The 25,624-nt window shown below is 55.9% G+C and carries 21 protein-coding genes; 17 read left to right on the top strand and 4 right to left on the bottom strand.

Going from position 1 to position 25,624, the window contains the following annotated elements; genetic code table 11:
* Genes nagZ through cydC form a run of 4 tightly spaced genes read left to right on the top strand, consistent with a single transcriptional unit; the run spans position 1 to position 5,588 of the window.
* The gene (nagZ, locus tag ABD013_RS05350; protein ID WP_343803316.1) at positions 1-1,011 is read left to right on the top strand and encodes a beta-N-acetylhexosaminidase; all 1,011 of its coding nucleotides are present in this window, start codon (positions 1-3) and stop codon (positions 1,009-1,011) included.
* Positions 1,011-2,171: a mechanosensitive ion channel family protein gene (locus ABD013_RS05345; protein ID WP_343803314.1), complete on the top strand. Its 1,161-nt coding sequence runs from the start codon at positions 1,011-1,013 to the stop codon at positions 2,169-2,171. The genes nagZ and ABD013_RS05345 overlap by 1 nt, the downstream gene beginning before the upstream one ends.
* Positions 2,152-3,864, top strand: coding sequence for a thiol reductant ABC exporter subunit CydD (gene cydD / locus ABD013_RS05340; RefSeq protein ID WP_343803311.1), 1,713 nt, complete (start codon positions 2,152-2,154; stop codon positions 3,862-3,864). The genes ABD013_RS05345 and cydD overlap by 20 nt, the downstream gene beginning before the upstream one ends.
* Positions 3,861-5,588 carry a thiol reductant ABC exporter subunit CydC gene (cydC, locus tag ABD013_RS05335; RefSeq protein ID WP_343803308.1) on the top strand — a complete coding sequence of 576 codons (1,728 nt, stop codon included), beginning with the start codon at positions 3,861-3,863 and terminating at the stop codon, positions 5,586-5,588. Before cydD ends, cydC begins: the two co-directional genes overlap by 4 nt.
* 12 nt (positions 5,589-5,600) lie before the next feature.
* Here cydC and ABD013_RS05330 read toward each other — a convergent pair whose 3' ends face one another.
* A complete protein-coding gene (locus ABD013_RS05330) occupies positions 5,601-6,254 on the bottom strand; it encodes a peptidoglycan binding protein CsiV (protein WP_343803306.1) in 654 nt (217 codons plus the stop codon).
* Between the two features lie 3 nt (positions 6,255-6,257).
* Complete coding sequence (gene mfd / locus ABD013_RS05325; protein WP_343803304.1) at positions 6,258-9,707, bottom strand: transcription-repair coupling factor; 3,450 nt, start codon at positions 9,705-9,707, stop codon at positions 6,258-6,260.
* A 172-nt stretch (positions 9,708-9,879) separates the two neighbouring features.
* Here mfd and ABD013_RS05320 point away from each other — a divergent pair, with 172 nt between their 5' ends.
* The 10 genes from ABD013_RS05320 to sthA all read left to right on the top strand — a co-directional run bounded on the left by ABD013_RS05320 (position 9,880) and on the right by sthA (position 20,284).
* Positions 9,880-11,322: a glyceraldehyde-3-phosphate dehydrogenase gene (locus tag ABD013_RS05320; RefSeq protein ID WP_343803303.1), complete on the top strand. Its 1,443-nt coding sequence runs from the start codon at positions 9,880-9,882 to the stop codon at positions 11,320-11,322.
* A gap of 306 nt (positions 11,323-11,628) precedes the next feature.
* Positions 11,629-12,969 (top strand): Na(+)-translocating NADH-quinone reductase subunit A, encoded by a 1,341-nt coding sequence (locus tag ABD013_RS05315; protein WP_343803301.1) that lies wholly within the window; start codon positions 11,629-11,631, stop codon positions 12,967-12,969.
* A gap of 12 nt (positions 12,970-12,981) precedes the next feature.
* Positions 12,982-14,190, top strand: a complete 1,209-nt coding sequence (locus ABD013_RS05310) for an NADH:ubiquinone reductase (Na(+)-transporting) subunit B (protein ID WP_343803299.1) — start codon at positions 12,982-12,984, stop codon at positions 14,188-14,190.
* The gene (locus ABD013_RS05305; protein WP_343803296.1) at positions 14,180-14,956 is read left to right on the top strand and encodes a Na(+)-translocating NADH-quinone reductase subunit C; all 777 of its coding nucleotides are present in this window, start codon (positions 14,180-14,182) and stop codon (positions 14,954-14,956) included. Before ABD013_RS05310 ends, ABD013_RS05305 begins: the two co-directional genes overlap by 11 nt.
* 3 nt (positions 14,957-14,959) lie before the next feature.
* Positions 14,960-15,619: an NADH:ubiquinone reductase (Na(+)-transporting) subunit D gene (locus ABD013_RS05300; protein WP_343803293.1), complete on the top strand. Its 660-nt coding sequence runs from the start codon at positions 14,960-14,962 to the stop codon at positions 15,617-15,619.
* 3 nt (positions 15,620-15,622) lie between these two features.
* Positions 15,623-16,231 carry an NADH:ubiquinone reductase (Na(+)-transporting) subunit E gene (gene nqrE / locus ABD013_RS05295; RefSeq protein WP_343803290.1) on the top strand — a complete coding sequence of 203 codons (609 nt, stop codon included), beginning with the start codon at positions 15,623-15,625 and terminating at the stop codon, positions 16,229-16,231.
* Positions 16,232-16,269: 38 nt separating this feature from the next.
* A complete protein-coding gene (gene nqrF / locus ABD013_RS05290) occupies positions 16,270-17,502 on the top strand; it encodes an NADH:ubiquinone reductase (Na(+)-transporting) subunit F (RefSeq protein ID WP_343803287.1) in 1,233 nt (410 codons plus the stop codon).
* Positions 17,503-17,507: 5 nt separating this feature from the next.
* Positions 17,508-18,557, top strand: coding sequence for an FAD:protein FMN transferase (locus tag ABD013_RS05285; protein WP_343803284.1), 1,050 nt, complete (start codon positions 17,508-17,510; stop codon positions 18,555-18,557).
* A gap of 2 nt (positions 18,558-18,559) precedes the next feature.
* Positions 18,560-18,796, top strand: a complete 237-nt coding sequence (gene nqrM / locus ABD013_RS05280) for a (Na+)-NQR maturation NqrM (protein ID WP_343803280.1) — start codon at positions 18,560-18,562, stop codon at positions 18,794-18,796.
* Between the two features lie 87 nt (positions 18,797-18,883).
* The gene (sthA, locus tag ABD013_RS05275) at positions 18,884-20,284 is read left to right on the top strand and encodes a Si-specific NAD(P)(+) transhydrogenase (RefSeq protein WP_343803277.1); all 1,401 of its coding nucleotides are present in this window, start codon (positions 18,884-18,886) and stop codon (positions 20,282-20,284) included.
* A 30-nt stretch (positions 20,285-20,314) separates the two neighbouring features.
* On the opposite strand, the gene ABD013_RS05270 is transcribed toward sthA, so the two are convergent.
* Positions 20,315-20,626, bottom strand: coding sequence for a hypothetical protein (locus ABD013_RS05270; RefSeq protein WP_343803274.1), 312 nt, complete (start codon positions 20,624-20,626; stop codon positions 20,315-20,317).
* Positions 20,627-20,797: 171 nt separating this feature from the next.
* Here ABD013_RS05270 and ABD013_RS05265 point away from each other — a divergent pair, with 171 nt between their 5' ends.
* Together ABD013_RS05265 and lolD are read left to right on the top strand one after the other, a co-directional pair.
* On the top strand, positions 20,798-22,048 hold the full coding sequence (locus tag ABD013_RS05265) for a lipoprotein-releasing ABC transporter permease subunit (protein WP_343803271.1): 1,251 nt from the start codon (positions 20,798-20,800) through the stop codon (positions 22,046-22,048).
* Positions 22,041-22,730 carry a lipoprotein-releasing ABC transporter ATP-binding protein LolD gene (gene lolD / locus ABD013_RS05260; protein ID WP_343803268.1) on the top strand — a complete coding sequence of 230 codons (690 nt, stop codon included), beginning with the start codon at positions 22,041-22,043 and terminating at the stop codon, positions 22,728-22,730. Before ABD013_RS05265 ends, lolD begins: the two co-directional genes overlap by 8 nt.
* Position 22,731: 1 nt before the next feature.
* On the opposite strand, the gene ABD013_RS05255 is transcribed toward lolD, so the two are convergent.
* Entirely contained in the window at positions 22,732-23,307 is a 576-nt protein-coding gene (locus ABD013_RS05255) for a DUF2062 domain-containing protein (protein ID WP_343803265.1), read from the bottom strand.
* 42 nt (positions 23,308-23,349) lie between these two features.
* On the opposite strand from ABD013_RS05255, the gene ABD013_RS05250 reads away from it, so the two are divergent.
* Positions 23,350-25,584 carry a DNA internalization-related competence protein ComEC/Rec2 gene (locus ABD013_RS05250; RefSeq protein WP_343803262.1) on the top strand — a complete coding sequence of 745 codons (2,235 nt, stop codon included), beginning with the start codon at positions 23,350-23,352 and terminating at the stop codon, positions 25,582-25,584.
* The last annotated feature ends 40 nt before the right edge of the window (positions 25,585-25,624 follow it).

The following is a 25,624-nucleotide window of genomic DNA, read 5'->3' as shown; positions in this document are numbered from 1 at the left end:
ATGACCACAGGTGTTTTGATGCTGGACCTGGAGGGGCTGGCGCTCACTCCTGAAGAGGCCGCTATTCTGCAGTCCCCTGAAGTGGGGGGGCTGATTCTGTTCAGTCGTAATTATGACACACCCGAACAGTTGCAAAGCCTGATGCAATCGATCCGGCAGATTCGACCAGACCTTCTGGTTGCGGTCGATCAGGAAGGTGGGCGTGTGCAGCGTTTCCGTAACGGGTTCACCCGGCTGCCGCCGATGTCGGTGTTGGGTAAACGCTGGCTGGACAATCCTCACCGGGCGATCGCCCAAGCCCATGAAATCGGTTGGCTATTGGCGACTGAGCTGCGTCAGTACGATATCGATATCAGCTTTGCGCCAGTTCTGGATCTCGATTGGGGGAATAGCAGCGTAATCGGTGATCGTGCTTTCGGTCAGACGCCGGAAGCAGTGACAGAACTTGCCGGTGGTGTCATGGCTGGCATGCATGAGGCAGGCATGGCGGCCACCGGCAAGCATTTCCCGGGTCATGGCTGGGTACAGGCTGACTCCCACCTGGAGCTGCCGGTAGATGAGCGCAGCTTCGATGAGATTGAGCAGCAGGATCTGCGACCCTTTGACGCATTGATTCGCCGAGGGCTTGATGGTCTGATGCCAGCCCATGTGGTGTACCGCCAGGCCTGCTCGGCTCCGGCGGGGTTCTCCACCTTTTGGTTGCAGCAGATCCTGCGCCAGCGCCTGCACTTTGATGGTGTCATTTTCAGTGATGACCTGAGCATGGAAGGTGCCAGCATGGCCGGTAGCTATGCGGACCGCTGTGACCGGGCGCTGGCAGCCGGCTGCGATATGGTGCTGGTCTGCAACCACCCGGAAGGGGCGAAAGAGGTCCTGAAGCACCTGCAGCACCATCCGGTTGATGCTTCTCATCGTCTTGCCCGGATGCGTGCGCGCCCGGCCAGGGTGCCAGATGAGGAACGTCTGCAGCAAAGTCGCACATTGGCAGCGGAGCTGATCAAGGAGGCCTGATGCTGGAACAGCTGCTCGAGCCCATACTCACCCCTCTGTTTCATCAGTGGCCGGTGTTGAGCGATTATGCCTGGCAGGTTGCTGCCACGGTGGTGGTCGCGGCTGTATGGCTGTTGACCGTGAGTTTTAACTGGATCACCGCGCGCATGATCAGACACCTGAGCCAGAAGGCTCCGGTCTGGGATGAGCTGTTTTTGCAATCGATACGTACGCCGCTGCGTTTGTTGATATGGGTGATTGGCCTGTCGCTATTGCTGGAGATTTTCAGTCGCAATGGGCTTCCGGTCGGTACCGGAGTAGGCAGTGAAGTTCGACGTTTCGGGGCAATATTGATTGTCGCCTGGGGACTGCTGCGCTTTATTACTACTGCCGAGAACTTCTTCACGACTCCGGTGAAGGGGCGCAAGCAGGTAGATCGCACAACCGCTGATGCCGTGGCAAAACTGCTTCGGCTGGTGGTAACGATCCTGGCGGGCTTGACCTTGCTGCAGTCTGCCGGCGTCAGCATCTCGGGCATCCTGGCCTTTGGTGGTATTGGTGGTATTGCAGTCGGTTTTGCCGCGAAAGACCTGCTGGCCAACTTTTTTGGCGGGTTGATGGTCTATATGGATCGGCCTTTTCGGGTCGGTGACTGGATTCGTTCACCGGACAAGGATATCGAGGGTACGGTTGAGTATATCGGCTGGCGCCTGACCCGAATCCGCACCTTTGACCAGCGGCCGCTATACGTGCCCAATGCGACCTTTGCCAATATTGCGGTGGAAAACCCCTCTCGCATGCGTAATCGGCGCATTTACGAGCATATCGGTGTGCGTTATGACGATGCTGCCAAGGTGAAGCCTATTGTCGATGATGTACGTGCAATGCTGCAGTCACATCCCGAAATCGATACGCGTCAAACGCTGATCGTGCATTTGAACCGCTTTGGTCCGTCGTCACTGGATTTCATGGTCTATACCTTCACCAAGACCACGCAGTGGGTGAAGTTTCATGCAATCAAGGAGGATGTGATGCTGAAGATTGCCGACATCATTTTCTCGCACGGTGCCGAGTTCGCGTTCCCGACACAAACCATTCACCTCGCGGGTCAGGAGTTGCCAGAGCCGGAGGCTCTGCCTGGAATGGCTCAAGAGGCGGCTGATGTCATCCGCAGCAACTAGTACTCAGACCCGCTGGCTTAAACAGCTGGCGCGGTCCGAAAAAGCCTGGACCTGGATCAGTATTCTGGCAGGTGTTGGCATCGGTCTAATGCTGATTGTGCAGGCACACCTGCTGGCAACCCTGATCAGCGATACCCTGTTTGATCCTGCCTCTACATCCATTGCCTGGCCGCTGATTGGCGGCCTGTTGGTGGCGCTGTTGATGCGTGCGTTGCTGGGTGTGTTGCGTGAATGGGCGGGACAGCAGAGCTCCATTCGTGTTCGGCGGAGGCTGCGCGCGCAATTGTTGCAACAGTTAACTCGCCTGGGACCGGCTTATACCAGTGATCAGCGCAGCGGTGAGCTGGGCAGCGAGTTACTCGAGCAGGTTGAAGCCCTGGATGGTTTTTTTGCCCGTTACCTGCCGCAGATGGCCCTGGCTGCGATGTTGCCACTGATTATTCTGGCGTTTGTCTTCCCGGTTAACTGGGCTGCGGGACTGATTTTTCTGCTGACGGCACCGCTGGTGCCGGTGTTTATGGCCCTGGTGGGCACCCGGGCAGCCGAAGCCAATCGGCGCAATTTTGCTGCGTTGTCGCAGCTCAGTGCCCACTTTCTGGATGTGGTCCAAGGTATTGTGACCCTGAAACTGTTTGATCGGAGTAGGGGGCAGGCTGAATTCATTGAGCGTGGTGCTGAGGAGTTTCGCCAGCGCACCATGCAGGTACTACGGCTTGCCTTTCTGTCATCGGCGGTGCTTGAGTTTTTCGCTTCCATTTCCATCGCCGTGGTGGCGGTCTATCTGGGTTTCAGTTTTCTGGGGCATCTGGACTTTGGTTACTGGGATGCACCGGTTAACCTGTATCAGGGGCTGTTCATTCTGTTACTGGCGCCTGAGTTCTATCTGCCGCTGAGAGAACTGGGTACCCATTACCACGCCAAGCAGGAAGCGGTTGCCGCGGCCGAGCGGCTGCGTGTGCTTCTGGAGGAAGCTCCTGTTGCCATTGATGAGGCAGGACAGGGAATCGATGGTCGGGTAACAGAGGTCAGTATCATCGATGCCCGGCTGCAATATCCGGGGCAAGCGGATCCGGTCTTTTCCGGTGTCAGCCTGAAACTCAAGCCCGGTCGTATCGTTGCACTGATCGGCCCGAGTGGTGCAGGCAAGTCCAGTCTGCTGCAGGCTCTGCTGGGGTTTCGTCGGCTTGATCAGGGCGAAGTTAAGGTCAATGGGTATTCACTGGAGCGTGTTGGTCTGCAGTCGTGGCTTGAGCAGGTGGCCTGGGTCAGTCAGCACACCACACTGTTTCCGGGCACGCTGCGTGACAATTTGCTGCTGGCTGACCCGGATGCCGATGAACATCGTCTTTATGTGACCCTTGAGCAGGCCAATGCGCTCGAATTCGTACAGCGTCTGCCCGAAGGCCTTGATACGGTGGTAGGTGAGCGTGGTACCGGCTTGTCCGGTGGCCAGATCCAGCGCCTCGCGTTGGCGCGTGCCTTTCTCAAGGATGCGCCTGTGTTGCTGCTGGATGAGCCGACTGCCAATCTGGATCGTGAGAGTGAAAGCCTGGTGCTGTCGTCCCTGAAGCAGCTCTGTGACGGGCGAATGGTATTGATGCTGACGCACCGAAAAACCTCGATGTTGCAGGCCGATGAGGTCTGGCAACTGGAGAAGGGTAAGCTGCAGCAGGTTGACGGGGTAATGTCATGAAGGTGCTTTGGCCATTTGTTCGCATGCTGGGTGTCCATCGGGGCTGGGTTGCCCTGGGAGTACTGCTCAGTCTGATAACCCTGTTATCCGCCATTGGCCTGTTGACCCTGTCGGGATGGTTTATCTCGGCATCAGCACTGGCGGGGGTAACCGCGCTGGGGGCGAAGCAATTCAACTACTTTACACCGGGGGCCGGGGTTCGTGGATTTGCCATTTTCCGCACGGTGGGTCGTTATTTCGAGCGTATTACCACGCATGAGGCTACTTTCCGTGTGCTGGCTCATCTGCGCAGCTGGTTCTATCGTCGCCTGGAGCTGCTCGGGCCGGCGCGTTTGCAGTCGTATCGCTCTGCTGACCTGCTGAATAGACTCGTCACTGATATCAATGCGCTGGATAATCTCTACCTGCGGGTGCTGGTGCCGACGCTGGTTGCAGGTGCTGTTGGCTTGCTGGTGGTGCTGTTTCTTGCAGCCTTCAGTGTCGCAGTGGCTCAGGTGACGGCGGTTGCCCTGCTGCTGGCCGGTGTGTTGTTGCCTTGGGGGGCGCAGCTTGCCGGACGACGTGCCGGTCGTACCCAATTGCTCGCGATCAGTGCACTGCGAACTCGGCTGTTGGCACTGGTACAGGGGCAGGTGGATCTGCAGATCTACGGCGGTGTGGCGCCTGCAGTTGAACAGGTCCACCAGGCTGAGGTCGTGCTACAGAAAACACAGCTGCGTATGGCGATGATCAATGGCTTGACCACGGCCATGATGACGCTGATTGCCGGGGGCGCGGGTATTGCGGCGCTGATTCTGGGGATCGAACTGGTACATGAAGAGGTGTTGGTGCCGGCTCAGCTGGCGATGCTGGTGTTCTGTGTACTGGCGGTGTTCGAGGCGGTGGCCCCACTACCGTTGGCGTTTCAGTATTGGAGCAAGACATCGGCAGCTGCAGGGCGCCTGGTAGAGATTACTGAACAAAAGGCCGAGATTAACTTTCCCGATCAGAGTGTGGAGCCTGAGCAACCGGGGCGGGTGGAGTTCAACGATATCTGCTTTCGCTATGACAAGGCTGCGCCCTGGGTGCTGGAGCATTTTTCCTTGTCAGTGTGTCCCGGTGAACGCCTGCTGATTCTTGGTCACACTGGCAGTGGTAAAAGCAGTTTGATCAATCTGCTGGCTCGTTTTCATGAGCCTGACAGCGGCAGTCTGCACCTGGCAGGGCAGCCGATTCAGGCATATGACGAACCGACCCTGAGGTCGCAGATGAGTGTGCTGTCACAGCCCGTCCAGCTGTTCGCCGGCAGTGTGGCGGATAATCTGCGCCTGGCGGATGTTGACGCAACTGATCAGCAGATGTTGCACGTGCTGGCGCAGGTCGCGTTAAACGATGAGCTGGGTGAGGATCCACTGCACTATCAGGTGGGGGAGTCGGGCAGTCGTCTGTCAGGTGGTCAGCGCAAACGTATGGGGCTTGCGCGTGCTCTGCTCAAACCGGCGCCACTGTTATTGCTGGATGAGCCTACTGAGGGGCTGGATGCGAGAACCGAGGCGGTTGTTGTCGGAGCGATGCTGTCGCACTTTAGGGGACGTACGTTGCTGATGATCAGTCATCACCTGCAGATGGCAGAGCATTTCGATCGCATCATCGTGCTGGATCGCGGCACGGTCATCGAGCAGGGAGCGCCAGAAGAACTGATGGCACGCGCTGAGAGTCGCTACAATCAGCTGCGTGCCGTTTGAGGCATTGAAGCTCTAGTTCAGCGAGCGAATGCGCAGCAGAACGCCAAAGCGCGGGTGGTCAATGTAGTGGGTCTCGTTGGATCGCATGCGGCGTGATTGAGTCATGCGCCAACGGTCTGTGCTGCCTGTCAGGTTATCCACTGGGGTGACGACTTCAATAGAGGAGTCCGTCTCGGTTGGGTTCAGTCGCTCTGGCTGTTGTATCGGTAATGGCGCGGATGCCGTTAGTTCCAGTGTCGGCTGGGCATGCAGGAAGCGGTTTTTGTAAACCTTCAGGCTGCCATCCAGCTGGTAGTCGTCAAAATCGGCCTTGATGCGCACCTCTCGCGCCCCGGACTTGCCCCCGATCGACTGCAGCCAGCCGCGATGGTACAGCAGCTTATAGCCACCGCTACGTGACAGCGCGGCAGCATCGCCACCCAGAACCAGGTCGTTCTGGGGCAGTTCTTCAAAGTTGGCCAGCGGATAGCCATCCCAGGGTTGCGGGTAGAGGCTGGCGCTCAGATCCAGTGGTGGCTGCTCTGGCCAGTATTCCTGCTCGACCCCGTTAGAGTTTTCATGGCTGAATACCAGCATTTCCACCTTGTACAGATCTGCAGCCTGGACGACTGTCGGCAGGGTGGTAAGGGCAGCCAGTGCCAGTGAGCGGCGCAATAGGGAGGCCATGAGTTACGAATTCTCCTTGGGGGACAGTTGGGTCAGCAGGCGTTCAACCGCTTCGAAGCGGGAGGCGACCTTTTCCATGGGCTGAGTAAAACGCAATATGCTGGCGCCGTCCAGACGGAAACGGTCCGGCTGGCGCTGAATCATGGTGATCAGCGTCATGGGGTCGACATTCGGCTCGGCTTCGAACTCGATGCGGCCGCCCTTGTCGCCGGCATCCAGTTTGACGATGCCAAGCACTTCTGCGCGCAGTTTGAGGTGGGTCAGGCGCAGCAGGTTTTTGGTAGGCTCCGGCAGCAGGCCGAAGCGGTCGATCATCTCGACCTGCAGCTCGTCCAGTGCCGCGGCACTGTCCGCATTGGCGATGCGCTTGTACAGGATCAGGCGGTTGTGTACGTCCGGGATGTAGTCTTCCGGAATCAGGGCCGGAAGGTGGAGGTTGATCTCACTGCCGTGATGCAGCGGCTTGTCCAGGTCGGGTGTCTTGCCTTCCTGGATCGATTTGATCGCCTGGTCCAGCATCTCCATGTAGAGACTGAAACCAACGCTCTGCATCTGACCGCTTTGCTCTTCACCGAGTAGTTCGCCAGCTCCGCGGATCTCAAGATCGTGGGTGGCGAGGGTGAAGCCGGCGCCGAGCGTGCTTGATTGGCCGATCGCTTCCAGGCGCTTGACCGCATCAGGTGTCATTAGCTTCGGTGGCGGTGTCAGCAGGTAGGCATAGGCCTGGTGGTGTGAGCGGCCGACACGGCCACGCAGCTGATGTAGCTGGGCCAGACCAAATTTGTCAGCGCGGTCAATGATGATGGTGTTGGCACTGGGGACATCAATGCCAGTCTCGATAATCGTGGTGCAGACCAGTACATTGAAACGCTTGTGATAGAAATCGCTCATCACCTGCTCCAGCTCGCGCTCACGCATCTGGCCGTGACCGATGGCGACACGGGCTTCGGGCACCAGGTCATTGATCTCGGCGGCGACCTTCTCGATCGTTTTAACCTCGTTATGCAGGTAATACACCTGACCACCACGCAGCAGCTCACGCAGGATTGCTTCCTTGATCATTGGTTGGTCGCTTTGGCGCACAAAGGTCTTGACCGACAGTCGACGCGCAGGTGGTGTCGCAATGATGGACAGGTCACGAATGCCGGACATGGCCATATTCAGTGTGCGCGGGATCGGGGTTGCGGTCAGGGTGAGGATGTCGACCTCGGAGCGCAGGGACTTGAGGCGTTCCTTCTGCTGTACGCCGAAACGATGTTCCTCATCGATGATCAGCAGGCCCAGATCACTGAAACGGATGTCGCCCTGCAGCAGCTTGTGGGTGCCAATGAGAATATCGACCTTGCCTTCGCCCAGTGCCTCGACGGTGGCCTGTTGCTGCTTGGCGCTTTTGAAGCGCGAGATCAGCTCGACCTCGACCGGCCAGTCGGCAAAACGGTCACGGAAATTCTCGAAATGCTGCTGCGCCAGCAGCGTTGTAGGTACCAGGATCGCGACCTGCTTGCCACTTTGCACCGCGATAAAGGCGGCGCGCATGGCGACTTCGGTCTTGCCGAAGCCGACGTCGCCACAGACCAGTCGGTCCATTGGTGAAGGAGCGCGCATGTCCGTTACGACGGCATTGATGGCGTTGGCCTGATCTGGAGTCTCCTCAAACGGGAAGCTGGCGGCAAAGCGAAGATACTCGTCCTCAGTACACTCGAAGCTGAAACCCTTGCGTGCGGCGCGACGGGCATAGATATCGAGCAGCTCGGCGGCGGAATCCCTGACCTTCTCAGCGGCCTTGCGGCGCGCCTTGCTCCACTGCTCGGTGCCAAGTTTATGCAGCGGGGCGGACTCGTCGCTGGCTCCGGAATATCGGCCGATCAGGTGCAGGGAGGCGACGGGTACGTAGAGCTTGGCCTCATCGGCATACTCAAGTACCAGAAACTCATCGGTCTGTTTATCGACGTTGATGGTTTGCAGGCCCAGATAGCGGCCAACACCGTGATCAATATGAACCACAGGTGCGCCGATGCTCAATTCAGACAGGTGGCGAATGGCCTGATCGGCATCGATCTGTTCTTTTTCGCGGCGACGGCGCTGGAAAATCTGGCGTCCGAACAGCTGGCTCTCGGTGACCAGTTGCAACTGATCATCAACGCAGAGGCCGAGCTCGAGCGGGTAGGTGGTAATGCCCAGAACGGGACGCTGGCTGGCAAAGTCCTGCCAGTCCTTGCATTCGGTTAACGACAGTCCTGACTTGCGAGCATGCTCCAGCAGTGCCTCGCGACGACCGGCTGATTCAGCGCAGATGAGAGTTGGCAGCGGGTGGTTGTCCAGTTCTGCCTTCAGGCGGGACAGCGGAGTCTGGGTCTCGCTGCTGCCAAGGTCCGGTGGCTCCGTGCAGGGCAGGTTGTCCCGGCCTGGCTTGACCTCTTCGGGATCGGTATTGAGGCGCGTTACCGGGTAATCACGCAAGCGGGTAAACAGCTCATCCGTGGCCAGAAAGAGTTCATCAGGGCTCAGTACAGGCCGTTGCAGGTCGCCGCTGCGTTCATCGTGGCGAGTGCGTGCGTCATTACAAAAATGATCAGACGCGGTTTTTAGGGCCTGGTCATGCAAAACCAGGGTGTTATCCGGCAGATAATCGAACAGCGTTGCGGTCTGGTCGAAAAACAGCGGCGCGTAATACTCGATGCCAGGCGGTGTCAGTCCGCTGGAGACATCCTGATACACGGGACAGCGTGTGTGGTCCACGTCGAAGCGTTCGCGCCAGCGCTGTTTGAAACGGGTAATGGCGTTCTGGTCGAACGGAAATTCCCGGGCAGGCAGCAGTCGCACCCGTTCAACCTTGTCGATGGAACGCTGGGTCTCGGGGTCGAAAGTGCGGATGCTGTCGATCTCGTCATCGAACAGGTCAATGCGCAGCGGTTGGTCTGACCCCATAGGGAAGAGGTCGATGATCGCACCGCGGATGGCAAATTCTCCATGTTCATACACCGTGTCCACGGCATGGTAGCCGGCATCGGTAAAGCGTTGGCGCAGGGCGATGCTGTCCAGGCGTTGGCCGGTTTCCAGGAACAAGGCATTGGCCGTCACGAAACTGGCAGGCGGCAGGCGATGTAGCAGAGTGGATGCGGGAACGATCAGGACGCCGCGTTGCTGGTCCGGCAGTTGGTGCAGGGTCTGGATACGGTTGGAGATGATGTCCTGGTGTGGAGAAAAACTGTCATAGGGCAGTGTTTCCCAGTCAGGCAAAAGGGATGCGGGCAGGCTGTCACCACAGAAAAACCGTACTTCCTGCAGCAGGCGCTCAGCACTTTCCATATCCTGGCTGATCAGCAGGATCATGCCGGTATGCTGCTGACTGATCTGTTCGATCAGCAGGCCGGTGGCACTGCCGATGACCTTTCCCAGTCGCTTTTGATCGCCCGGGCCTTTGGGGGTAGGGATGCGGAATAGCGCTGACAACTTGGGCTCCTTGATCCTGCTGAAAAGAATGAAGTTTACCTGTTGCCGGGCATTGGCGCAGCCTCGGAATAAGGTCGGGACCAAAGTCTAGGAACTTGGGTTTGCTCCGGGTCGCTGAAAAGAGGATAATGCGCGCACCCAAATTGAGCGATGACAATTTCGGAGTTACCCCGTGAGCCAAGAACTGATTTTTGCAGACTGGAAAGCCCGCGAAGCAATCGCAGAAGCGATGGTGCCCCTGGTCGGCCGTCTGTACCGTGACCGTAACATTGAAATCTCTGTTTATGGTCGTCTGATCGTTAAACGGTCTGTGATCAATATCCTGAAAGCACACCGTTTCGTGCGCCAGATCGAAGGTGAAGAGATCTCCGTGGTCGATACCTTTCCGGTCCTGGAAGCTGTTGCTGAAATGGATGTAACCAATGCGCACATCGATATTGGCAAGCTGGCGGTAAAATTCCGCGACGAAGGCAATGGTCGTACTCTGCAGGCGTTCCTGCAGGAAGAGCTGGCAGGTGCTTCAAATGAGCCGGCTGAAGCTCATGAGAGCACCGACGTTGTGCTGTACGGTTTCGGTCGTATCGGCCGCCTGCTGGCGCGCCTGATGCTGGATCGTGCCGGCAGTGGTCACTCTCTGCGTCTGCGTGCCATCGTGGTGCGTAAGGGTAAGGCCGACAACGATCTGGAAAAACGCGCCAGCCTTCTGCGTCGTGACTCCGTACATGGTTCCTTCCAGGGCACCATCCAGATCGATGAAGAGAATAACGCGATCATCGCCAACGGCAACTACATCCAGGTGATCTTCGCGGATGGTCCGGACCAGGTAGATTACACCCAGTACGGCATCAAGAATGCGCTGGTAATCGATAACACTGGTATCTGGCGTGACGAAGCTGGCCTGTCACTGCACCTGAAATCCAAGGGCGTTGCGCGTGCGTTGCTGACGGCTCCGGGCAAGGGTGTGAAGAACATCGTAATGGGTGTGAACCACAACGATGTCAACGATGATGATCGTGTCCTGTCTGCGGCATCCTGTACCACGAATGCGATCGTGCCGGTACTGAAGGCGGTCAACGATCAGTTTGGCGTGGTTAATGGTCACGTTGAGACCGTTCATTCTTACACCAACGACCAGAACCTGATCGACAACTACCATAAAGGTGATCGTCGTGGTCGCGCTGCCGCGTTGAACATGGTTCTGACCGAAACCGGTGCTGCCAAGGCGGTTGCCAAGGCTCTGCCGGAGCTGGAAGGCAAGCTGACCGGCAACGCCATTCGCGTACCGACTCCGAACGTTTCCATGGCGATTCTGAACCTGAACCTGGGTAAGGAAACCAGCAAGGAAGAGCTTAACAACTACCTGCGTGACGCTGCGCTGTATTCTGAGCTGCAGAAGCAGATCGACTACAGCAACTCGCCTGAAGCCGTGTCTTCCGACTTTGTCGGCTCGCGCGCTGCTGGTGTTGTGGATGCGCTGGCGACCATCGTTGATGGCAATCGCTGCGTACTGTACGTGTGGTATGACAACGAGTTCGGTTACAGCTGCCAGGTAATTCGCATGGCCCAGCATCTGGCCAAGTGCACCCTGGACGCGTTCCCGAAAGCCAAGCACTGATTGCTGCTGGTTGATGAGAAGGCCGCTAAGTTAGCGGCCTTTTTTGTGCGATTAATTTTATATTTCCAAGCAGAATATATATATATCCTAAAAGTCTATCGTACCGATTACAATTTATTCGCCATTCGCCTAAGTAAAACAGTGGTTTGTAGCAAAATGACAACCGACTCGGTTATACTTGCAGGGATTTTTTGGTGGGAAATCTTTCGGTTGGTCGATCGATGACGAAGCATGTTTCATGCAGCGTTCAGCTTCGTTCGAGCAACAGAAGGCCTCCTGAATATTTTAGAAAGTTGGGTGAGACGAATGATCAAGATCAATAAGGGTCTGGATCTACCGATCGCAGGCGCGCCTGAACAGACCATTCACGATGGTTCCAAGGTGCGTACTGTGGCCCTGCTTGGCCAGGATTACATCGGCATGAAGCCGACAATGATGGTCAAAGAGGGTGACCGGGTGAAACTCGGTCAGGTGATCTTTACCGATAAGAAAACAGAAGGGGTTCAGTACACGGCTCCCGGCGCCGGCACCGTGCGTGCCATCAATCGTGGCGAGCGTCGTGTTCTGCAGTCCGTGGTCATTGAACTGGATGATCAGGAAGAGTCTGTTGAATTCGCCAGCTATCCCGCTGCCGAACTGGGCAAACTGTCCCGCGAACAGATTGAAGAAAACCTGCTGGCGTCTGGTTTGTGGACTGCATTCCGTACACGTCCGTTCAGCCGTGTACCGCAGGTTGGTACTACTCCCAGCTCCATCTTCGTTACGGCAATTGATACCAACCCGCTGGCAGCTGATCCGGCACTGATCATCAATGATCAGGCTGAAGCGTTCAGCAACGGCCTTAAACTGCTGACTCGTATGGGCAGTAAGCAGGTCTTCCTGTGCAAGGCGAGCGGAGCCAATGTTCCGACTGTTGACGGCGTGCGTGTCGAAGAGTTCGGCGGTAAACACCCGGCCGGCAATGCCAGTACTCACATCCATTTCCTGGACCCGGTTTCGCAGACCAAAACGGTCTGGACCATCGGCTATCAGGACGTGATTGCTTTCGGCAAGCTGTTCACTGAAGGCTGTCTGCCAACTGAGCGTATTGTTGCTTTGGCAGGTCCCCAGGTGGACAAGCCGCGCCTGCTGCGCACTCGCGTAGGTGCTTCTACCGAAGAGCTGTCAGCAGGAAGCCTTAAAGCAGGCAAGAATCGTGTCATCAACGGTTCCGTCTGGAATGGTCGTACAGCTATGGGGCCGCAAGCCTTTGTGGGCCGTTATGCCAACCAGCTAAGCGTGTTGCTGGAAGGTGATAGCCGCGACTTCATGGGCTGGATTGCGCCGGGCAGCGACAAGTTCTCCGTGCTGAACATGTTTGCTTCCGTGTTTTCTCCGAGCAAGAAGTTCAATTTCACTACAACGACGAACGGTTCCGAGCGGGCAATGATTCCGGTTGGACAGTTCGAAGCGTTGATGCCGCTGGATATCCTGCCGACACAGTTGCTGCGTGCACTGGTGACCGGCGATATCGTGACCGCGATGCAGCTTGGTTGTCTTGAGCTGGATGAAGAAGACCTGTCTCTGTGCACCTTCGCGTGCCCAGGTAAGTACGAGTACGGTCCGATTCTTCGCGACAACCTGACACGCATCGAGCAAGAGGCGTAAGAGAGGCTGGTCATGAGTTTGAGAACCGTTCTGGATAAAATGGAGCCGCATTTCCATAAAGGCGGCAAATACGAAAACTGGTACGCACTGTATGAGGCAGTGGATACCATTTTCTACACTCCGGGTCATGTGACCAAAACTGCGGCACACGTACGTGATGGTGTTGACCTGAAGCGCATCATGATTCTGGTGTGGCTGTGTACCTTCCCGGCGATCTTCTTCGGCATGTACAACGTTGGTCTGCAGGCCAATACTGCTATGGCCGAACTGGGTCTGACCGAGTCCACTGGCTGGCGTGGTGCCCTGGCGGCATCCCTGACCGGTTTTAGCCCGGACAGCATCTGGGATAACATCATTCACGGTGCGGTCTACTGGTTGCCGATCTACATCACGACTTTTGTGGTAGGTGGTTTCTGGGAAGTGCTGTTCGCCATGAAGCGTGGCCATGAAGTAAACGAAGGTTTCTTCGTAACCTCTGTGCTGTTTTCCCTTATTCTGCCGCCGACTATTCCGCTGTGGCAGGTGGCGCTGGGTATCAGCTTCGGTGTGGTAATCGGCAAGGAAGTGTTCGGTGGTACCGGCAAAAACTTCCTCAACCCTGCGCTGACCGGTCGTGCTTTCCTGTTCTTCGCTTACCCGGCGCAGATGTCTGGTGATGCGATCTGGACTGCGGTTGACGGTTTCTCCGGTGCGACTCCGCTGGGTCTGGCGGCCATGGGTGGTGTTGAAGCGATCTTGAATGCCAATGTGACCTGGTTCGATGCTTTCATCGGTACTATCCAGGGCTCTGTAGGTGAAACTTCGACACTGGCGATTCTGATTGGTGGTGCGGTCATCCTCTTTGCCCGTATTGCGGCCTGGCGCATCGTTGCTGGCGTGTTCCTGGGTATGGTGGCGATGTCCACCGTGTTCAACATGATCGGCTCTGAAACTAACCCGATGTTCAACCTGCCGTTCTGGTGGCACCTGGTACTGGGTGGTTTTGCCTTTGGCATGATCTTCATGGCAACCGATCCGGTATCTGCTTCCATGACCAATACCGGCAAGTGGTTCTTCGGTGCCCTGATCGGTGTGATGGTCGTTCTGATCCGTGTTGCCAACCCGGCCTTCCCGGAAGGCATGATGCTGGCGATTCTGTTTGCCAACCTGTTTGCACCGCTGATCGACAACTTTGTTGTACAGGCGAACATTAAGCGGAGGATGAAGCGTAATGTCGGCTAATAACGATACGATGGGCAAAACTCTGCTGGTCACCATTCTGCTGTGCGTAATCTGCTCAGTTGTGGTGTCTTCTGCAGCGGTTATCCTCAAGCCCAAGCAGGTTGCCAACAAGGAGCTTGACCGTAAGAGCAATATTCTTGCGGCTGCCGGTATCTCTGATCCGAGCAAGAGCGTAGACGAACTCTTCCAGCAGATCACCACGCGCTATGTTGATCTCGATAGTGGCAAGTTTGTCGAAATGCCGGCCGGTTATGACGACACCAAGGCTGCCAAGGATCCGCAGCAGGGTACTCAGTTGGCTCGCAAAGATGATATTGCCGGTATCAAATACCAGGCGAACATCAAGCCGGTTTACCTGGTGCTGAATGCTGAAGGTGGTGTGGCTAAAGTGGTTCTGCCGGTACATGGCAAGGGTCTCTGGTCTACGCTGTATGGCTTCCTGGCACTGGAAGGCGACCTGAACACTGTTGTCGGTCTGGGCTTCTACTCCCATGCTGAAACTCCGGGTCTGGGTGGTGAAGTTGACAACCCGGCTTGGAAGGCGCTGTGGCCCGGCAAAAAAGTGTACGGCAACGATACCACTGATCCCCAGATCGGCCTGATCAAGGGTGCGGTTGATGCGTCTACGCCGAATGCCGAGTTCAAGATCGATGGTCTGTCCGGTGCCACGCTGACCAGTAATGGTGTAACCCACCTGGTTCAGTTCTGGATGGGCGAGAATGGCTATGCGCCGTTCCTGAACAACCTGCGCGCAGGGGAGGCTTAATCCATGTCCAAGACTAAAGACGTTCTGGTAACGCCGATTTTCAAGAACAACCCGATCGCACTGCAGATTCTGGGTGTATGTTCTGCGCTGGCAGTTACCTCCAACATGTCAACTGCCCTGGTTATGACCCTGGCAGTAATGGCCGTAACGGCGTTCTCGAACTTTTTCGTGTCGCTGATCCGTAACCACATTCCGGGCAGCATTCGAATCATCGTTCAGATGACCATCATTGCCTCTCTGGTAATCGTGGTTGACCAGTTCCTCAAGGCGTTTGCCTACGAGATTTCCAAGCAGCTGTCGGTATTCGTTGGTCTGATCATCACCAACTGTATCGTAATGGGCCGCGCGGAAGCCTACGCCATGAAGAATCCGCCGATCCCCAGCTTCATGGATGGTATCGGCAACGGTCTGGGCTACGGTGCTGTACTGATGTTCGTTGGCTTCTTCCGTGAACTTTTCGGTTCCGGTTCCCTGTTCGGTATCGAAATCCTGCCGTTGATCAACAACGGTGGCTGGTACCAGGGTAACGGTCTGCTGCTGCTGCCGCCGAGTGCGTTCTTCCTGATCGGTATGTTCATCTGGATCATCCGTACCTGGAAGCCGGAGCAGGTTGAAAAACCGGAGTATGAAATGGCTCCGAACACCAAGAAGGAGGCTGCGTAAATCATGGAACAGCTGATCAGCCTTGCTGTTAAGGCGATTTTCGTTGAAAACATGGCGCTGGCCTTCTTCCTCGGGATGTGTACCTTCCTGGCGATCTCGAAGAAGGTTCAGACTGCAATTGGTCTGGGTATTGCCGTTATCGTGGTGCTGGTCATCACCGTGCCGGTCAACAACCTGATCTTCAACTATCTGCTGCGTGAAGGTGCGCTTGCTTGGGCCGGTTATCCTGACGTGGACCTGAGCTTCCTGGGCTTTATCTCCTACATCGGTGTAATCGCCGCGATCGTTCAGATCCTGGAGATGTTCCTGGACAAGTTCGTGCCTGCTCTCTACAACGCGCTGGGTGTATTCCTGCCGCTGATCACCGTGAACTGCGCCATCATGGGTGCAGCTCTGTTCATGGTGGAGCGTGACTACAACTTCGGCGAGAGTGTTGTGTACGGTGCGGGTGCTGGTATCGGTTGGGCGCTGGCGATTGCTGCCCTGGCGGGTATTCGTGAGAAGCTCAAGTACAGTGATGTGCCGCACGGCCTGCGTGGCCTGGGCATCACCTTCATCACTGTGGGTCTGATGTCTCTTGGCTTCATGTCGTTCTCCGGCGTACAGCTGTAAGCGATCGACACGGAATGCTTAAAGGATAGGATAAACTGATGAATACAGAAGTCATTATCCTCGGCGTTGTGATGTTTACGGCGGTGGTGCTTGCACTCGTTGCCGTAATCCTCGCAGCCCGAGCCAAGATGGTCAGCTCCGGCAATGTGACCATCGAGATCAACGATGATCCGGAAAAGTCGATCACTGTACCGGCTGGTGGCAAGCTGCTGCAGACCCTGGCTGACAAGGGGATCTTCCTGGCCTCCGCCTGTGGCGGTGGTGGTACCTGTGCGCAGTGCAAATGTCAGGTGACTGAAGGTGGCGGTTCAATGCTGCCGACCGAGGAGTCTCACTTCACCCTGCGTGAAGGCAAGGAAGGCTGGCGTCTGTCCTGCCAGGTTGCCGTTAAGCAGGATATGAAGATTCACGTTGAAGACGACGTCTTTGGTGTGAAGAAGTGGGAATGCACCGTCGAGTCCAACCCGAACGTTGCAACCTTCATCAAGGAGCTGACCCTGCGTCTGCCGGAAGGCGAAAACGTGGACTTCCGTGCTGGCGGCTACGTTCAGCTGGAAGCGCCGGCTCACGTCGTGAACTACAAGGATTTTGATATCCAGCCTGAGTTCCGTGGTGACTGGGACAAGTTCGACATGTGGCAGTTTGTGTCCAAGGTTGATGAGCCGGTTATCCGTGCTTACTCCATGGCCAACTACCCGGAAGAGAAGGGTATTGTTAAGTTCAATATCCGTATCGCTTCGCCGCCTCCGGGCAGCCAGGGGATTCCGCCGGGTCAGATGTCGTCCTACGTGTTCAGCCTGAAGCCGGGTGACAAGATCACCGTGTACGGACCCTTCGGTGAGTTCTTCGCCAAGGATACCGACAACGAAATGGTCTTCATCGGTGGTGGTGCCGGTATGGCTCCGATGCGCTCGCACATCTTTGACCAGCTCAAGCGTCTGAACTCCACCCGCAAGATCTCCTTCTGGTACGGTGCGCGTTCTGTACGCGAAGCCTTCTACGTGGAAGAGTTCGACCAGCTGGCGGAAGAGAACGAGAACTTCACCTGGCATCTGGCACTGTCTGATCCTCAGCCTGAGGACAACTGGACCGGTTACACTGGCTTTATCCATAACGTGCTGTATGAGCACTACCTGCGTGACCATGATGCGCCGGAAGATTGTGAATACTACATGTGTGGTCCGCCCATGATGAACGCATCCGTAATCAAGATGCTGGAAGATCTGGGTGTCGAGCCTGAAAACATCCTGCTGGATGACTTTGGTGGCTGATATTGATGGTTGATCAGATACGTCTGACTAAATGGCTGGCAGCTTCGCTGCTGGCCGTTTTTGTTTTGGGGGTGTTGGGTTGTAACCAGGCACCCAGGGAGTCGGTTATTGGCTTCCAGGGTTTGACCATGGGGACCAGTTTCAGCATGAAATGGGTCGATACCGATGACAGTCGCCTGGCCGGTATCCGCAGTGAAGCGGGAGTGTTACTGGCTAAAATCAACCAGCAGATGTCCACCTATATTGATGACTCCGAGTTGTCTCTTCTTAACCAGGTCGGTACTGGTGTTAAGCATCCTGTCGGTGCTGAATTAATGCAGGTGCTTTTGCTGGCTCAACAGGTCAGTGACAAAACCAACGGGGCTTTTGACGTAACCGTGGGGCCGCTGGTCAATCTGTGGGGTTTCGGCCCCGATGGGCGCATTACCCATCAGCCCGAACAAGCGGCCATTGACCGTTTGAAAGAAAAAATAGGCTACCGATTCCTGCATTTGGATCCTGCTGCTGGCACGGTGCTCAAAGAGCATGATCAGTACGTCGACCTGTCGGCCATCGCCAAGGGCTATGGTGTCGATCAGTTGGCTGCGTTGCTTGAAGTTCATGGCATTCAGCGCTACCTGGTTGAAATTGGTGGTGAACTGCGCATAAAAGGCTTGAAGCCGGGTGATGAGCCCTGGCGCCTGGCGATTGAAGCGCCCCAGGCGGGTGAGCGTCAGGTACAGCAGGTGATCAGTATTCAGCAAGGGGCGGTAGCGACTTCGGGTGATTACCGCAATTACTTTGAAGAGGGTGGTGTCCGTTATTCCCATACCATAGATCCACGGACCGCTCATCCGATTCGGCATCGGTTGGCTTCGGTCACGGTGATTACTGATAATTGTGCTGAAGCGGATGCATTAGCAACTGCCCTGATGGTGATGGGCGAGGAACAAGGTTACAATTTTGCCATCGAACAGGGTCTGAAAGCCCTGTTTATTAGCAAGGCAGATGAGGGATTTGAAACCCGATATACACCTGGATTTGATCCTTATCTGCAAGAATCCATTGGGGGGTAGTGATGGAGACGATGATTCTGACTTTCGCGGCATTGTTGCTGATAGTGGTTGCCATGTCAGTTGGTGTTTTACTCGGTCGTAAACCGATCGCAGGATCCTGCGGCGGCATGGCTTCGTTGGGCATGGATACCGTGTGCGATATTTGCGGTGGCGACCCCAACAAGTGTGACGAAGAGCAGGAGCGCCAGGGTGCGGTGGCACCGGCGGAACTTGCCTACGAAGTTAAGGCTAAAGGTTAATTGTTGTTGTAATCGGGATCTCTAAGCTGGTGTTCGGCCGCAGGTTACTTGGGTCAGCATCAGATTTGATCAACTAAGGGGAAAGTAATGGCTGTATATGACTATGACGTCGTGGTAATCGGTTCCGGTCCTGCGGGTGAGGGGGCTGCAATCAATGCGGCCAAGCAGGGGCGTCGGGTGGCAATTGTGGAGGAGCAGGATACCGTTGGTGGCAACTGCACCCACAAGGGCACCATCCCGTCCAAGGCGCTGCGTCATTCCGTCAAACAGATCATTGAGTTCAATACCAACCCGATGTTCCGTGATATCGGTGAGCCGCGCTGGTTCTCTTTCCCCAAGGTGCTTAAGCGTGCGGAGAAGGTGATTTCCAATCAGGTTATGCTGCGCACTAACTTCTATGCGCGTAACCGTGTCGATGTATTCTTCGGTCATGCCAAATTCCTCAAGCAGGGTGAGATCCAGGTTGAAGGCCGCAGCAGCGGTCGTGAAATCCTGCGGTCGAAGAACTTTGTCATTGCGACTGGTTCCAGCCCCTGGTGCCCGCCGGATATCGACTTCAGTCATCCGCGTATCTATAACTCCGATACCATTCTGAAACTGAGCCATACGCCACGTACGTTGGTAATTTTTGGTGCCGGTGTTATTGGTTGTGAGTATGCCTCCATCTTCAGTGGCCTGGGTGTCAAGGTTGACCTGATCGATATGCGAGACCGCCTGCTGTCATTCCTTGATGACGAGATCTCTGACGCGCTGAGTTACCATCTGCGTAACAACGCGGTGAAAATCCGTCACAACGAAGACTATGAGTCGGTTACGGGTGATGCTCACGGGGTTACCATCTCGCTGAAATCCGGTAAGCGTATTCGCGCAGATGCTTTCCTTTGGTGTAACGGCCGCACCGGTAATACCGCGGGTATGGGGCTTGAAAATATTGGTCTGGAAGCCAACAGCCGTGGTCAGCTTGGTATCGATGAGCACTACCGCACTGCAGCCGAAGGTGTTTATGCTGTTGGTGATGTGATTGGCTGGCCAAGCCTGGCGTCGGCGGCGCTTGACCAGGGGCGTTCCGCTTCTGCCGATATGCTGTCCGAGGATGATTTCCGATACATCAACGATGTTCCGACCGGTATCTACACCATTCCTGAGATCAGCTCTATTGGCAAAACCGAGGAAGAGCTGACTTCAGAGTGCGTACCTTACGAAGTGGGACAAGCGTTCTTCAAGGATACAGCCCGTGCTCAGATTTCCGGTGAGCCGGTTGGTATGCTGAAGATTCTGTTCCACCGTGAAACGCTGCAGATTCTGGGTATTCACTGCTTTGGTGACCAGGCGTCCGAGATTATCCATATCGGCCAGGCGATCATGCGTCAGGAAGGTGAAGCGAATACGTTGAAGTACTTCATCAACACGACCTTCAACTATCCGACCATGGCGGAAGCCTACCGTGTTGCGGCTATTTCAGGTCTCAACCGCATTGCCAATCTGTAACCCCGGCAGCTATTTAAAAAACCGGAGCAATCAGCTCCGGTTTTTTTTGTCCTGCTTCGGCGGCAGATATACGTCATCTTCCAGATAACGGCCCTTGACCTGCAAGCGGGCCTCAATCCAGCGGTTATACAGTTTCCACAGCAGGAAGCCGGGCGTCATCATCAGCATGATGGCAACCATCAGGCCGGCGCCGGCGTGTGATGCCGGAAAAAAATCCACCATCCATTGCAGGATGCCGAGTTCGCGGCCGGCATAGAACCAGAGGATCAGGCCAATGAACCCGATAGCAGTGGCCAGCAGATAGAGGCGGGGGTGGGGCGTATCCAGAGGTTTTTGACTCATCTATAGCGGTCCAGTGGGCTGATCGAAAAGTTTCGACCGCCATCATAGCAGCTACGCATTCGCCTGCTAAGGCATGTGATGTTGCAGGGCGCCGACGTAAATGCCTGCAGCGGTTATGAATTTTTCGATTCTGTTAGAGCTTGCGCAACAACTGTGATTTAATCCTGCACCATGTTTAGACCATTATCGATATTTGTCGGCTTGCGCTATACCGCAGCGAAGCGCGGCAACCACTTCATTTCGTTCATCTCTCTGGTGTCCATGCTCGGACTGATGCTGGGTGTTGCGGCCCTGATCGTCGTGTTGTCCGTAATGAACGGCTTTGACCGTGAATTGCGCCAGCGCATTCTTGGCATGGTGCCTCATGCCACTCTGGCCGGTTATGGCGATCAGGGGCTGGAGGACTGGTCGCCACTGCGTGATCAGGTGTTACAGCAGCCAGGTGTTGAGGGCGCTGCTCCTTATGTGCAGGCGCAAGGCATGCTGACTAGCCGTGGTCGTGTTCAGGGGGTATTGGTTAACGGCATTGACCCTGAACTCGAATCGACCGTATCCATTATCAGCCAGCATATGCAGGAAGGCGATATCGCTCAGCTGCAGTCTGGCAGTTATGGCATTGTGTTGGGGGAATTGCTGGCGCGCTTTCTGGGTGTTGGTGTCGGCGACAAGGTGACGCTGGTGTTGCCTGAGGCTTCAATCAGCGTGGCCGGTGTAATACCCCGGTTGAAACGTTTTGATGTTGTGGGTGTTTTCTCCGTCGGTGCCGAGCTGGATGCCAATCTGGCTTATATCCATTTGGCGGATGCGGCACGTATCAAGCGTATGACAGCGGGTCATGTGGATGGCCTGCGTATCAAGTTCGATGATCTGTTCAGCGCCCCCCAGCAAGCGCGCGCCATTGCGCAGGGGCAGTCCCGTCCGCTCTATGTCAATGACTGGACCCGCACCCACGGTAACCTGTTTCAGGCGATTCAGATGGAGAAGCGCATGATTGGCTTGCTCCTGTTGCTGATTGTCTTTGTTGCGGCGTTCAATATTGTTTCAACCCTGGTGATGGTGGTGACTGACAAACAGTCTGATATTGCCATTCTAAGAACCATGGGGGCTACGCCGGGTGTTATCCTGCGCGTGTTCATGGTTCAGGGGATACTGATCGGTGTTATTGGTACTGCTCTGGGAGTGTTGCTGGGTGTTACGCTCGCACTGACGGTCACCGACCTCGTGGCCTGGATTGAACGCATGCTTGGCATTCAGTTTCTGTCCGCCGATGTTTACTTCATCAGCTATTTGCCGTCGCAATTGATCTGGTTTGATGTTGGAGTTATCACGCTGGCAGCCCTGGCGATCAGTTTTGTGGCGACGCTCTATCCCGCGTGGCGGGCATCACGCACTCAACCGGCGGAGGCGCTGCGTTATGAATAAGGCAGTTCTGACCTGTCAGGGTATCGATAAAAGCTATCAGGAAGCGGGCCAACCGATCCATATCCTGAAATCAATCGATCTGACAGTGGCTTCGGGAGAGCGGCTTGCCATCGTGGGCAGCTCCGGCAGTGGTAAAAGCACGCTGCTCAATATTTTGGGTGGCCTGGATAAGCCTGACGCCGGAGAGGTGCAGGTGGCGGGGCAGTCCCTCTACGGGGTTAATGAACGCCAGCGTTCAAGCCTGCGCAATCACCAGCTGGGATTTGTGTATCAGTTCCATCATCTGTTGCATGAATTTAGTGCGCTGGAGAACGTTGCGATGCCGCTGTTGATCGCGGGAGAAGCCAGCGGCAGGGCAGCCGAACGTGCCGTTGAATTGCTGGAGCGTGTTGGGTTGCAGCATCGCCTTAGACACAAGCCCGCACAATTGAGTGGCGGTGAGCGTCAACGTGTTGCGATTGCGCGTGCGTTGGTGAATGAGCCTGCTTGCGTGCTGATGGACGAGCCTACCGGTAACCTGGATCGTCATACGGCCGAAGATGTGCAGAACTATCTCAACGAACTGAATGCAACGCTTGATACTGCGTTTGTCATTGTCACTCATGACATGCAGCTGGCGGGGCAGATGGAGCGTGCACTGGAGCTGGTTGACGGTGTTCTGAGCGAGTGCCGTACAGCCTGATTCAATGCGAATTGTGCTTGCGCTTGCTGCGCAGTTGAACTCGCTTGCGCCAGCTTCTGCCGACGTGCCAAATCCAGAAGCGGCTTATGGTGACATAACCCAGAAGGCTGAACGCAATTCCGCAGACCAGGCTGCCCAGCAGCAGGGGCCACCAGATGGAGGCGAACTCGGCCTGCATGGTTGCCAGGTCCCATGACCATTGGTGGGCAGGCCCCGACTCCATCCCCAACATCCAGGTACCCAAACGATAGCACGCGTAGAAAATGGGTGGCATTGTGAATGGGTTGGTTATCCAGACCAGACCCACGGAGATGGGCAAGTTGCTTGAAACAAGAATTGCCAGAAGTGCCGCCACGATCATTTGACCGGGAATGGGTAAAAAGGCACAAAAAATTCCAACCAGGAAGGCGCGAGCAACGGATTTGCGCGTCAGGTGCCAAAGGTTGGGGTCGTGAAGGTGTCGGCCAAGCCAGCTGAGATGACGGTGTGACTTTAGCATCTTCTCATCGGGCATGTATTTTTTAATCAGCTTGCGAGGCATTGAGACAGATTCACTGGTTCTGGCGAGTGCGCTCATTATGCCGCCAGAACTTGGTTAAGCCAACCGTAAGGATCAAGGATGATCGCTTATCTTCTTGGAATCATTGGTGTAGCTTTTGCTCCTTCGCTGAGTTGGGCCTGGTGGGGAGTGCTGGTTGGACTATTATTTGCCTGCCTGAAACCGCTTCGCAAGATGGCGTTGTTATTTGCCTGTGGCGGCTTGATAGCCAGTCTGTATGGTCATTGGCAATTGGCACATCGTTTTGAACTGCCGCCACGTGATGTGGAGTTGGCAGCGGAAGTCGTCGGCTTGCCCGATTATCGCGCGGGGCAATACAGCCTTTTGCTGCGCCCCTCGCATACCTCCACCCTGCCGTCAGCCGTTCGACCCTTGCGCCTCATCAAAGCAAGCTATTACGGTAATGATCACTCGTTTGCGGTGGGGGATCAGCTGCAGCTGATTGTCCGACTCAAGTCGCCGCAAGGCTTGAGCAACCCGGCTGCATTTGATCTTGAGCGTTACTACCTCAGCCAGGGGATCGATGCGCGTGGCTACATCCGGCAGGTGATCGATCAGCACTCGGCTGCGCCTTCGCTAATGCAGGCGCGACAGTACCTGGCCGACTGGTTTGACCAGATATTCAGCGAAACGGGCTCGGTTACACTGAGAGCTCTGGTGCTCGGGGATCGCAGCCGTCTGACCTCGGCGCAGTGGGATACCTTGCGTGTCACGGGTACTGCGCACCTCTTTGTCGTCAGTGGGTTGCATGTGGCTATCATTGCCGCGTTGGGCTGGTGGCTGGGGCGCTTGCTGCAACTACCAGCACTCATGCTGCGCTTGCAAGGCTCTTGTTTGCGAATGCTGCCTGGGTTGATTGCGCTCTGCATCGCTGGTGTCTATGCCTGGATGTCTGGCTGGGGAATTCCCGTGCAGCGTGCCTGGCTGATGTTGGCCGTGTTTATCGCGGGTGGCTGGCTGCTTCAGCCCCTGTCTGGTTGGCAGCGCTGGCGCATGGCGTTGTTGGTCATCGTCAGTTTACACCCCTTATCCGTGCTCGAAGCTGGCCTGTGGCTGTCGTTTGCGGCCGTGGCGTTGATTCTTTGGCTATGGCAATGCTCCGCCCAGCCGGGAGGAATTGCCGGGAAGCTCGGTTTTGGTGTGAAACTTCAGCTTGTGCTCTTTATTGGCATGATGCCGTTGATGGTATCGCTGTTCAATCAGTTCAGCCTGCTGTCGGTTCCGGTTAATCTTGTCGCCGTTCCGCTACTGACCCTGTTGCTTTGGTTTTTGCCGGCGTTGCTGATGGTATGTATGTTTAGCGGCGATATCGTCTTACTGGTTGATGAATCCATAGCAGGGATCTGGGGTCTGTTGAGCTGGTGCGCTGAAGTGCCCGGCTTGCACACTGAGGTTTCAGTCTCATTCGGTTATCTTGTGCTTTTGGCGCTGGCCGCGGTGCTCTTGTTGTTGCCGATGCCTATGCTGCAGCGATTCATGATATTTCCCATGTTGGCTCCGGTACTATCGGCTCAGAACCCACAGCTGGATGAGGGTGCATTCACGGCATGGATATTTGATGTGGGGCAAGGGCAGGCGGTGTTGATAGAAACGGCCGGTGGTGCCCTGTTGTATGATACCGGGCCAGGCTATCCCGGTGGTGGTGCTGCTTTTCCATTCGCGATCCAGCCACTGCTCGATATGCAGGGTATACGCCATCTGGATGCCCTGGTGGTGAGTCATGGCGACAGTGATCATGCCGGTGGTTATGATGCTTTAAGCAATAATCTGACGGTTGGTCGGTTTTATGCTGGAGAGCCTACGCCGTTGCCCGGTGCTGTTCAGTGTTCGCAGCAACAGTGGCAATGGGGCGGTGTGCTGTTCAGGTTTCAACGTGCGTTTGTGCAACGGCCCGATACGCTCAGCAGCAATAACCGTTCATGTGTGCTACGTGTCGAAAATGACCGGTGCAGCCTGCTGTTGACCGGGGATTTGGATGCCAGTGGCGAGTACCGGCTTCTCTCAGGTGGTTACCGTCTGCCGGTTACCTGGCTGGTAGCGGGGCATCATGGCAGTCGTGATTCAACCACGGGGGCTTTGCTGGACTGGTTACAGCCGGACAAGGTGTTAATTAGCGCGGGTCGAAACAACCGATTTGGCCATCCGCACGCAGCGGTTGTCAGCCGTTTGGGAGTGAGGGGCATCCCCTGGATGCAAACGGCCGAGGCCGGGGCGATTAAATTGGTTGCCGATTCGGAACACTGTTCGGCTGAAGCCTATCGACGGACAAAAAAGCGTTATTGGACAGCCAGTTAACGCCTTACTCCGGGTAAGGATGCTGTGATAGAGTTGACTC

This window comes from Marinobacterium maritimum (assembly GCF_039523155.1).
Taxonomy (GTDB): domain Bacteria; phylum Pseudomonadota; class Gammaproteobacteria; order Pseudomonadales; family Balneatricaceae; genus Marinobacterium; species Marinobacterium maritimum.
Note: the sequence above shows the minus strand (reverse complement) of the source record. Positions and strands in the feature narration are given on the sequence as shown.